The 10,327-nt window shown below is 38.8% G+C and carries 10 protein-coding genes; 4 read left to right on the top strand and 6 right to left on the bottom strand.

Annotated features, from left to right (window positions below; genetic code table 11):
• Nucleotides 1-267 precede the first annotated feature (267 nt).
• Both Q0064_RS05795 and Q0064_RS05790 read left to right on the top strand, forming a co-directional pair.
• Nucleotides 268-951, top strand: a complete 684-nt coding sequence (locus Q0064_RS05795; protein WP_298145650.1) for an ATP-binding cassette domain-containing protein — start codon at nt 268-270, stop codon at nt 949-951.
• Nucleotides 951-1,667 carry a glycosyltransferase family 2 protein gene (locus Q0064_RS05790; protein WP_298145647.1) on the top strand — a complete coding sequence of 239 codons (717 nt, stop codon included), beginning with the start codon at nt 951-953 and terminating at the stop codon, nt 1,665-1,667. Before Q0064_RS05795 ends, Q0064_RS05790 begins: the two co-directional genes overlap by 1 nt.
• A gap of 866 nt (nt 1,668-2,533) precedes the next feature.
• Here Q0064_RS05790 and Q0064_RS05785 read toward each other — a convergent pair.
• Together Q0064_RS05785 and Q0064_RS05780 are read right to left on the bottom strand one after the other, a co-directional pair.
• The gene (locus Q0064_RS05785; RefSeq protein ID WP_298145644.1) at nt 2,534-2,779 is read right to left on the bottom strand and encodes a type II toxin-antitoxin system RelE/ParE family toxin; all 246 of its coding nucleotides are present in this window, start codon (nt 2,777-2,779) and stop codon (nt 2,534-2,536) included.
• Entirely contained in the window at nt 2,770-3,006 is a 237-nt protein-coding gene (locus tag Q0064_RS05780; protein ID WP_298145641.1) for a hypothetical protein, read from the bottom strand. Before Q0064_RS05780 ends, Q0064_RS05785 begins: the two co-directional genes overlap by 10 nt.
• 348 nt (nt 3,007-3,354) lie before the next feature.
• On the opposite strand from Q0064_RS05780, the gene Q0064_RS05775 reads away from it, so the two are divergent.
• Nucleotides 3,355-3,537: a hypothetical protein gene (locus tag Q0064_RS05775; RefSeq protein WP_298145638.1), complete on the top strand. Its 183-nt coding sequence runs from the start codon at nt 3,355-3,357 to the stop codon at nt 3,535-3,537.
• Nucleotides 3,538-3,697: 160 nt separating this feature from the next.
• Here Q0064_RS05775 and Q0064_RS05770 read toward each other — a convergent pair whose 3' ends face one another.
• The 3 genes from Q0064_RS05770 to Q0064_RS05760 form a co-directional block, all read right to left on the bottom strand.
• A complete protein-coding gene (locus tag Q0064_RS05770; protein WP_298145636.1) occupies nt 3,698-6,196 on the bottom strand; it encodes a S8 family peptidase in 2,499 nt (832 codons plus the stop codon).
• A 9-nt stretch (nt 6,197-6,205) separates the two neighbouring features.
• On the bottom strand, nt 6,206-7,159 hold the full coding sequence (locus Q0064_RS05765) for an ATP-binding protein (protein WP_298145634.1): 954 nt from the start codon (nt 7,157-7,159) through the stop codon (nt 6,206-6,208).
• A gap of 714 nt (nt 7,160-7,873) precedes the next feature.
• Nucleotides 7,874-8,995, bottom strand: a complete 1,122-nt coding sequence (locus tag Q0064_RS05760) for a hypothetical protein (protein WP_298145633.1) — start codon at nt 8,993-8,995, stop codon at nt 7,874-7,876.
• Between the two features lie 33 nt (nt 8,996-9,028).
• Between Q0064_RS05760 and Q0064_RS05755 the strand changes: the two genes are divergently transcribed.
• Complete coding sequence (locus tag Q0064_RS05755; protein ID WP_298145631.1) at nt 9,029-9,940, top strand: glycosyltransferase family 2 protein; 912 nt, start codon at nt 9,029-9,031, stop codon at nt 9,938-9,940.
• On the opposite strand, the gene Q0064_RS05750 is transcribed toward Q0064_RS05755, so the two are convergent.
• Complete coding sequence (locus Q0064_RS05750) at nt 9,923-10,315, bottom strand: FdtA/QdtA family cupin domain-containing protein (protein WP_298145629.1); 393 nt, start codon at nt 10,313-10,315, stop codon at nt 9,923-9,925. The genes Q0064_RS05755 and Q0064_RS05750 overlap by 18 nt on opposite strands.
• Nucleotides 10,316-10,327 lie beyond the last annotated feature (12 nt).

Genomic DNA, 10,327 nt, shown 5'->3' with positions numbered 1-10,327 from the left:
TATAAAACAGTCCGATAAAAAAATGTTTTTAAGTCATAACTGCTTTAAAAAAATCTTCCGTAGCGCTGCTATGCAACATTTTTTTGCATTGTTCTGTCTCAAAAACAACCTTTTTTCTCTGAACTATTTTATAAATCCAATTGGTATTATTCAACCATTTATCTGTCTTCTGACCGCAATTTTTAAATCGATCTCAGGTTAGGAAATAATATTTGAAAGACGCGGCTAAACTTCTTACTTTTACCCACAACTAAAGAGAAAAACGAAATGGCTTCATCTGTTGTGCATTTGCAGAACGTTACTATATTCCAAGATAAACGAGCGGTTTTAACTGATGTGAATTTAGACGTCAAGCAAGGCGACTTCCTTTACATCATCGGAAAAACGGGCTCTGGAAAATCGAGTTTAATGAAAACACTTTATGCCGACTTGCCTTTGGAACAAGGTGAAGCACAGATTGTTGACTACAACTTGAAGGGTTTGAAAGAATCGGATATTCCTTTTTTGAGACGAAAAATTGGTATTGTATTTCAGGATTTTCAGCTCCTACCCGACCGTAATGTGTACGAAAACATGCATTTTGTGTTGCGTGCTACAGGTTGGAAAAACGCCAGCGACATGGATGCAAAAATTGACGAAGTGCTGTCGCGTGTTGATATGCAAGCTTTTGCTAAAAAAATGCCGCACCAATTATCGGGTGGCGAGCAACAACGTGTGGCTATTGCACGTGCTTTGCTCAACGATCCGGAATTGATTCTTGCCGACGAACCTACCGGAAATCTCGATCCGCAAACCTCTGTAGAAGTGTTGGAAGTTTTGCGAAAAATCAATGCCAACGGAAAATCGGTTATTATGGCCACACACGACTATGCTTTGTTGCTTAAATTTCCGTCGAAAACGTTGAAATGCGAAAACGGAACCTTGTTTGAAGTTGTTCAACGCGCTGTATAATGCCAGTTTTAAGTGTTTTAATTCCGGCGTACAACGAGGCAGCTACCGTTGAAACCATACTTACCAAAGTAGCCGAAGCCAAGCTGTTTCCCGAAATTAGTCTGGAACTCATCATCATTAACGACGCTAGTTCCGACGGGACCGAGCAGCGTGTAGCCGATTGGATTGGTGCCAACCCGGCGGTTCGTGCGCGTTTGGTAAATCACCCTAAAAATCGCGGTAAAGGTGCAGCGATTCGAACCGGTATTGAAACGGCAACAGGCGATTTTATCATTGTACAAGACGCCGATTTGGAATACGATCCGAATGAATTTACGATTTTATTAAATCCGATTTTGCAAGGTCATGCCGATGTAGTTTACGGCTCCCGATTTATGGGTGGAAAACCGCATCGTGTTTTGTTTTTTTGGCATACGATTGGAAACAAATTTCTAACGTTTTTATTGAATATGTTTAGCAATTTGAATTTAACCGATATGGAAACGTGTTACAAGATGTTTCGAGCGGAGAAGTTAAAATCGGTTTCATTGCAGGAAAATCGTTTTGGATTTGAACCTGAGGTTACGGCAAAAATTGCGCGCATTCCGGGCATTCGAATTTACGAAGTTGGTATTTCGTACTACGGCAGAACGTACGCGGAAGGCAAGAAAATCAATTGGAAAGACGGTTTTCGTGCCATTTGGTGTATTTTAAAATACGGAGCATTTAAGGGTTGATGGTGGTTTTGGTTTCGAATAGCCTAGATTGCGAATATGAAGGAGCACAATGTTCCCCAAAGTTTAACACAAAGTACGCAATGCTAGCCTTGTAGTGTTTGTTTTGTTCGGGTTTTTAGCACACAGAAAATGCAGAAGATCACAGAATTTTTGCGGAATATAACTGGTGAGGAAAACACAGAAGGTGGCATTACCTGAAAATTGCACCAGCCTTCGACAAGCTCAGGCACCGACGATAAGTGGTTTGGGAAGAAAAGCGATACGTAAAGTGGTGAACTCATAATAGTCTATTCCGATAGCTATCGGAACTCGTGTCTATCCCGATGGCTATCGGGACTAGTTTCTAAAAAGGAGCACAATGTTTCACAAAGTTTTACACGAAGTACACGATGAGTTTTTGGTCCTAAAATTTTAAAATGGTAGCTAAACTCGGATGTTGGGAGCACGGATTGGAAATAAGAACGATTTGATTTTTTAGTATTACTTGGGCGGCATTTCGCGTTTTCCATTGCAATACACCTCGCTCGGTTGGTTTCGGCAGTATTTGCAAAAGCTTCCGTTGGTCGCTTTTGCAAAAACGCCTGCACACACCCGCGCTACGGCTTAATTTCCATTGCAACCGCGGCCGCGGGTAACGTTACCGGCGAATGTGCGCTGATGAAACTTTAGTGCAAATATTGGAAAAACGCGCTAGCAGTTTAAAACCGTATAGTTGGCGCTGCTTTTTAGAGTTTGGTTTAGAAATTGGAGTTTAGGGTGAACTTGTGTAGCAGCTACCGCCGTTAGTAGCTGGCTTATTTTCCACGCTTTATTTTTGTTGGATTTTGTCGAGTATCAAATACATCGAAAATTTCAATTCTATTCTTCTATAAATTAACCCAATAAATAATTTTATAACTTCCAAAAACGAGATAACGGAGATCTCTAGAATCTTTACTTAATAATTCTTCTTCTTGTCCAAGAGTTGGATGTTTTTTGAGTTTAGTTGCTTCTTTTGTAATACCAAGAACAAGATTCCTAGCAACATTTAAACTTGCCTCTTTTTTGTAGTAATCGAAGATGTTTTTGAGTTCGTTTTTAGAAAAATCAGTCCAATAAATTTTTAACTCCACTTTTCTATTTCAGACATTATTTTACTATGCTCAGTCAATCTTCCATTTTTAGAATCCTTAGTTGATTGATCAATCCTTTTCTGCAATTCTTTCATTGTCATTGGCTTGCATTCAGAGCTATTCTCCGTTACTTTTTGCAATAATTTTTCCAGATGGGAAATTGCTTTCTCACTTTCTAATTTGAGAAAATCTTTTATGAAGTTTAATTTTCGAGTTTGCAGATCCATTTTCTGTCTTTCTTTTTTTCAAAATTACAAATTAACTTTAAACGATTGTTCTTTTTATGCAGATTTTTCCAAAGCTTTAAACAAACGTTTTGGCAACTTGTTAAAGCAGGAATTTCCAGAACTAAACCTCATTAGATTCATAAAGCCTGGTTTGTGCGCTTCACTATCATAAAAACGTTTGCCGCTCTATTGCTATACCAATGTGCTAGGTCCGCCGAATCGCACGCGTGCACAACCAATCGCTATCGGTTTTACAGTATTTTTTAATAAATTTAAAGATGCAAGGAAAAAAGATTTTTCAGCCGCAATTGTTTAGCTCGGTGAATTTTGTTGACCTTTTTTTAACTAATGGCTAGTTTAACCTATAATCTAAAGAAATACCTCAAATTCATTACCCGCAAACCCATTTCGCAAGCCGAAGTTGTTGCTACGATAAAAGGAAAAGTACAAACAACTCTAAAAACCACTTTTTATCAATTACAAAGAGCTTTTCGAGCCCCTCTAAAATTGCCAATTAACAACTTGACCTAAAAAATAAGCCTCTCTAGAATCGCTTCTAAAGAGGTCTTTTTCTGTTCAGTTTTATGTTTTTTACCTTTTTAGAAGAGGTTGTGCAACAATTACCCGTGCTACAAGCTGGCCTTCTGTCAAGTGTCATTTTGTGGACATTGCGAATGATTTTCTCTAATGATTATTCAGTTTTAATTTCAATTGGTACTTCTATCATATTTTTCACTGTCGTATATAGTTCAACTTCTTGGGCTGGAGTCTCTAAAGAAATGACAAGAGAATAGCGAGTTAAATTTTCAACTTTACCAAGATGCTTTCTTTCTCGCCACCAACCAATAATAGGAAATACGGCAATCAAATTACAAGTTGATAAATCTGCTGCTGTTCCTTCCCAATAGTCGGAATGAATAGAGCCATTACTGCGGTTGTTTGTTCCAATTACCCATCTACCACTACCTGAGTTGCTGTTTACTCCTTCATTTTCGTCTCTTGCTTCAACATTAACACGTTTTCTGAATTCATCTTCTTCCTCGCCAACATTATTAATGTCAAAACGTAATCCATGTGATTGATAGCGGTATTTATCCTTCCACCCAATTTCACCTGCTCCGGGTTCAATAAAATAGGAAAGTGTTACTCGCAACCTAACAGGAATATTTCCCATTTCAAGTAATATTTCTTTTGGCCAAGGGAGATTAAAAAAGTGAATTTCGTTTGTTTCAGGTTGATTTTTGTCATTATAGCCAAACGGTTGAATAAATTCTTGTGCAACGAAAGTCAATGCACTTTCTTGACTATATAATGCCCTTCCTAATTCAGGTTTCCCGAAACCAAATACTTTAAGAAGTTTTTTAAAATCACCTCTATTTCCTTGTTTTACATTCAACTGACTTAACATGGCTTCATTCCAAAATGCAGAATGAACCATAAGTGCTCTAACTGTTTCAGGCCAAGCATTTGGGTATTCAAACGCAATTTTAGCCGCAAACCAAGATGCTTGTGCAGCTGCGGCACTTGTTGCATTGATAGTATCGAAGGGTTTTATGTTAAATCTCTTTGATGTAGAAAGTAATTCTAAATCTTCATGTGTTGTTACGCTTTCGTCTGGTGCTTTTAAAAGATTTCCGCCTTCAAAAACCACATCAGGTTTTACAGGCCACTTTTTCTCCCAAACTAAGGAAGTTGAACTATACGGTGAAAGTTCTCCCTGATTTGCTACAAGTGTATAGTCTTTAAAATTCTCATCATTAACCTGTGTCTTTTCTGTGTATGCACCAATTACAACGGAGTTCCACGATTGTGCGGGATTTTCAATAGTTGTTACATAGTTTGAATCAGGATAATTTTTCCAAGAGACTTCATCCCTGATATTTCCGGCAGAAATAATTATTAGTCTTTGATTCTCTCCATCACCAAATGCAAGATTGTCTATTGCTCCAGACCATGAAGAAGGTCTTCCTTGTTCTGCATCCTGCTTTGAAGTTACAGACATGCAATAAATCAAAATCATTTCCGGATTCTGAATTTCTGCTCTTGCTATGCCTTGTGCTGTTACATCACCCCAAAGCTCTTTTGGTGTTGCTTCTTGCGTTGGTGGTGGTAAAATTTTTACTGAACAAATTCTGTGTGTAATTGGAACATTTTTAGTTGAAACAAGAATTGATTCCATTTGTCCATAACCTGCAATACCCGCCATTAGTGTTCCATGGCCTGAACCTGTTTCATGGTCATTGGCTCCCCAAGCATTATCAACTGTTAGTGTATTTGCATTGTCAATTAGGGGCTGTAAAAGCTGATGACCATTGTTAACGCCTGAATCCAATACGCAAACCTTAATATTACTATCTATTTGCTCAATTCTTTGTAATAAATCGTCAACCCATGCTTGCTGTTCAATGGCACTTTCATTTATCCAAAAACCTGCTGGTTCTTGTCCTGCTCTGAACTCTGCCAATAAATCACTTTGTAACATGAGTTCAATTAACTGGTTTCTGCTTGCATTGATAAGTAAAACCGCCCTTTCAGGAAATATAATTGTATTGCGTTTATACTCAATTCCTATGTTTTCAAGTGTTTTAAGAAACAGTCCTATTTGATCCTTTTCTTGTTTGTCCTTAGTGTTTACGTTAAGCCATGCTTCGCACCATTTTGAATTTTCTGTAGGAATCAATTGAAGTTTGTCAGTCCATAAGCCCTCTAGTAAAGCAATCCTTACATCGTTTATGCTATTGACTAAAGGTGCATTCTTTGGCTTTCCCGACTTTAAATCTTCTGCTTCATATTTGGCAATCTTACTAATGAAAAAGCCCTCCATTCCATTGGGAATATAAACTATTGCTTTTACCTGAGTGTGTTCACCATCGACCTTTTCTTCCTTAACATTCAATAAGCGAATGCCTTTTTTAATGTTCTCTAAACTCTTTGTTATTAAGTCGTGGTCGGCAGCACTCGTAAAGGACAAATAAGTGCCTTCTCTTGTTGCAATTTTTTCAGCAGTTCTTGCTTGTTCTAATTCTTTTTTCTGATTCCAGATTGTGTCAAATTGCTGAAGCAATTTTGCGCTGTGTGCTGTCCTGTCTCTAGCTGGAATTCTAGGTTGTTTACCTTGCTTAGGTGAAGCTTTATATTTTTCCGGTTTTACATTCCCTGAAATGAAAATGTGCTTGTAATTTTCTGCCATCTAAAACAATTATTTGTGATATGCTGCATTTCTGTCTTTGATTGATTTGAGAATTAGTTGATTACTCATTGACTGTTTTTCGTTTAAGACAGTTTCTTTAATGGCATCTAAACATGCAAGCGATATTTCGGCATGGCTTAAGCCGTTTATATTTGGTAGTAGTTGGTTAAAATTCACCTTTTTGCTATAGCGTGAAAGTCTGTTTTTTAATAATGCTAATTTTTCATCATTGTCAGGCAAGTGATAGAGAATTACGTCATCGAACCTGCGGAACAATGCTTGGTCTAAAAGAGCTTTGTTATTTGTAATTGCAATTATTAAGCTATCGGAATTATCTCGTTCAATAAACTGTAAGAAAGAATTTAATACCCTTCTCATTTCACCGACATCATTATCCCGACTTCTTTCTCCACCAATTGCATCAAACTCATCAAAAAGATAAACACCTTGTTTTTGTTCTATTAAATCAAACACCTGACGAAGCTTAGCACTAGTTTCACCCATGTATTTGGTTACCATTTTATCCATCAATATGGTATAAAGTGGCAAGTTCAATTCATTTGCAATAATCGAAGCCGTGAGAGTTTTGCCTGTTCCTGGAGGTCCAGAAAGTAAAATTTTTCGTCTGTTCTCCAAATCGTGTTTGCGTAGTTTGTCACGTTGAACAAACTCTGAAATGATTCTTGTAATTTTTGATTTGATGTCCTCTGATGCAATCATATCTGCAAGATTCACAGCAGGAACATTTTCCAAAATCAAGCCTTGTAAGTCGGGTGCGAAACCTTTGGTTTTATGCTTTGCCTCTTTTGCTTTGTCTATAATGGCTTTGATTTCGTTAGCTACAAGTGTATGCCCTAACTTTGCTTCATGGGCAGCAATTTGCAAAGTCATAGTGGTAAACCGTTCCGGCTCATTGTTGTAATGAGATTTTATTAACGATACTATGTAGTCTGCTTTTGCCATTTGCTTGCAAATTTACATTTTTTATTAGCTATTCTTCTCATTTAAATTACCTCGGTGCATTTATTTTGTATCATTATTAATTCATTTGATTGTTGCAGTGTCGTGTTTTTAGGCTTGCTTGTAACTCTCAAGTATACGAAAGTTTTCATCTCTTATCTAAGTACGTTATTTGCGAAAACACGCTTAAACACTGGGTAGTGTTATTTTCTTTCATTTTATAGACTTTTATAAACTTTCGTTTTTTCAATATATTAAATTTTTAGATGGCATTTCAAAATCTATGATCTAAAGCATAACGCCTTAATAATTTTCTTTCGTTGCTATATAGCTGTTTCAATCGTAAAATCTCCAAAAAAATACATATCAAAAAAGCAACATTCGCATTTGGGTTTTATTTGTTAAAGTAAGCAGTCCGTACTACCCAAAACTACCTACTTATAGGTATTTTTCCATTAATTTTTGGCAACGTGTGCCCTAGCCCGGATGGCAGCGGCAGCCCGTAAGAAAAATACGGCTACGTGAAACGGTGGAGGTGTGGTGACCATAGAAACCACACCAACGCCGATTGAACGCGCCGTGTTTTTTGCGGACTAAAGCGAACAGCCGGAATAGCTTCGAATAGAAAAAATAGAAAAAATAGAAAGAAGCGAAAGAAGCGAAAGAAGCGAAAAGCTAAATGCTAAAAGCTAAATGCTAAAAGCTAAATGCTAAAAGCTAAATGCTAAAAAAAATCTCACTAACTAGCTGCTCCGCTCCTGCCCGATCGCTTAGCTGTGTAGACAAGATTGCTGCGCGGTGTTGCGGATCAAACGGTACCGAAAAATGACGGTCGATTTCGCGGATGAAATCGGATTTTTGGGTGCAAACAACGCAAAGTTTTAACAGTTCGGTATCGTCGATCATGTTTTCATTTACAATGCAATGCCTGCCCATATACAACGCATTGATGGCCTTTAATTTGGTTCCCGACGGCTGAAACGACAACATCACGTTCATTTGCGCTGAACGAATCAAATCATACAACTCGGCTTGGGATTTCGTTTCAATTACCGCTACATTCGAAAAACGCTTCGCTTCCTGCTTGATATTATCGGGAATATCGGATGCCGCAACCACCAATTTGCGCTGCGGTAACTCGCTAAAAATATCGAACAAAAACAAGGCGGCGCGCTTGTTGTCGGACAACCGTAGATCGCCGTGATACAAAACAAAATCGCCCATGCCAACTGCCGATGTACAACGCTCATTTCCATGAAACGGCGGTATATATCGTGCGTGAGCCACGTTTGCAACTTCGAGCGTTTCGCGTTTTGAAATCGTGAAAATTGTGGCAAACCGATTTAAATGCGCTTCGTATTTTTGGTATTTTTTTGCTTCCCAACGATACAAAAACTGCTTGATCCAATTGGTTTCGGAATTCGCTAAACCGTTGTAATACACCGATTCCAGATTGTGTAAACGCAAAAACAACTTGCAATCACGAAAGGCAGGCAGCGTAGCAAAAAAACTACTTTGTAAACCTTCAATTAAAATCGGTGCATCAGTGGCTAAAAGTTCGTTTACTAAATTCAAATGAAATCGACTCACCACCGAAAGCGGATATTGCGAAAACAACTGCCAAAATTTACGCTCTTTGGGATACAAGTGAACGGCCTTGCACAAGGCTTGCAGTTCGGGCTTTACCTCGGTTCTGTCGGTAACAAAACAATGTAAAGTAATTTCGATTCCTAGGGCATGAAGCGCCTGAATGCGGTAAAAAACATCGATTACACCACCGTAATTAGCGGGAAACGGATTCTCAAAGCAAACTATCTGAAGTTTTTTCGCATCTTGCATGCCGACAAATGTATCATTTTCAAATCGCTTTTTATGCCATTCTTTTCGGTAATCATGCCGCTTTACAACAAAGAAGCTTTTGTACTCGAAGCCGTGAACAGCGTTTTGCAACAAACGTTCGCCGATTTTGAATTGCTGGTTGTTGACGACGCGTCGACCGATAAAAGTTTGGAAATGCTATCGGAAATCAACGATAATCGACTGAAAATCATACGTAATCCTCAAAATTTAAACCTGCCCAAAACACGAAACGTCGGAATTGCTGCGGCAAACGGAACTGTACTAGCATTTCTGGATTCCGACGATAAATGGGAACCGAATTTTTTAGCGGAAATTTTCCAGATGAGCGAAACATTTCCCGATCAGGCCGTCTATGCCACCTCCTATTTCAAGTGGTTTCCCCAGTCGTTTCGCACACCGAACGCTGCTTTGAATCAGGAAGCTCGAACGCAAATTAGTACCAATTTCTTCGAAAAAGCTATCGGAGAATCGCCGTATTGCAGCTCGAGTTTGGCCATTCGAAAGAACGTCTTGCAAACGCTTGGCGGTTACAACGAAGCGGTAACTTTTGGCGAAGACATTGATTTGTGTATTCGTTTACATGCAAATCATCCGCTGGTTTTCAACCCGCAGCCTTTGGCTTGGTATCGGCAAAACGAAACCGGACAAATGACTATGAGTAGCATCAGTACTAAAGTTCACACGCCATTTAGCAAGTATGAAAAGGATTTTGGCAACGTTCCAGGATTAAAAAAGTACCTAAATTTTCATCGTTACGCCTTACTCATGGCGGCCATACGCGAAAAAAACGACCTTGTTGCCAACAAATACCTGATTGAAATCGACATGCGCGACTTGGATTTTAAACGAAAACTGCTTTGTGTTATGTCGCGTACGCTTGTTCGCTGGGCGCTGCGTATCCAAGAATTACGAAATCGAGGCTAAAAAATCGTCGTAATCGCGGATGTAATCGTCTTCTGAGAATTCTTCGGAAGCTAAAACCAAGCACACAGCACCGGAAGAGAAATTTTCGAGCTCGCGCCAGATTTTTGTAGTGATGAGTAAACCGCGATCTGGCTTATTTAACGTGATGGTTTGACGGCGTTTCCCATCGTCGAGTACTACATCGAAACTACCAGAAATAGCAATTAACACTTGTTGCAAATTTAGATGTGCATGTCCGCCGCGCTTTGCCGAACTCGGAATATCGTATAAATAATACACGCGCTTCACGGCAAACGGCAGCGTATCTTTCTCAATTACTGCGATGTTTCCCAGCGCGTTTTCTATTTTGGGAAGTTCTAGCTGTTTGATGTTCATAAGAAATAAGCT

It is taken from the genome of Flavobacterium sp. (genome assembly GCF_027490375.1).
Lineage (GTDB): Bacteria > Bacteroidota > Bacteroidia > Flavobacteriales > Flavobacteriaceae > Flavobacterium.
The sequence above is the reverse complement of the archived record's forward strand: the minus strand, read 5'-3'. Positions and strand labels throughout refer to the sequence as shown.